Raw genomic sequence first — 509 nt, 5'->3', positions numbered from 1 at the left:
TCCTTCGACGTGTTTGTCGGCGATATTGCGCGGGCGCTCTATAACGGCGGCACGATGGTCATCTGCCCGAAAGACGATCGCATCGACCCAAGCCGTCTGTACGGCTGGATTCACGACTATCAGATTACGGTGTTCGAATCCACACCGGCTTTAATTGTACCGTTCATGCAGCATGTACATGAACAGGGACTGGACATGAGCAGTCTGGAACTGCTGATCACCAGCTCGGACAGCTGCAGCGTGACGGATTATCGGGTGCTGCAGGAACGGTTTGGCGCAGATATCCGCATTATGAACAGCTACGGCGTCACGGAAGCGGCGATCGACTCCAGCTTCTACGACGAAGAACTGTCGAAGCTGCCAAGTAGCGGCAATGTACCGATTGGTCAGGCGTGGCTGAACGCACGGTTTTACATCTTGGACAGCCAGCTGAATCCGGTGCCGATCGGCGTGCTGGGCGAGCTGTGCATTGGCGGTGCCGGGGTGGCACGAGGCTACCTGAATCGTGC

General features: G+C 57.0%; 1 protein-coding gene. It reads left to right on the top strand.

Annotation, left to right across the window (positions count from 1 at the left end):
• The coding region (locus ACUYLD_RS25490; protein WP_446676228.1) for an AMP-binding protein at nt 1-509 on the top strand (509 nt) is incomplete at both ends.

The sequence above is a fragment of the Paenibacillus sp. SER-28 genome (genome assembly GCF_052906305.1).
Note: the sequence above shows the minus strand (reverse complement) of the source record. Positions and strands in the feature narration are given on the sequence as shown.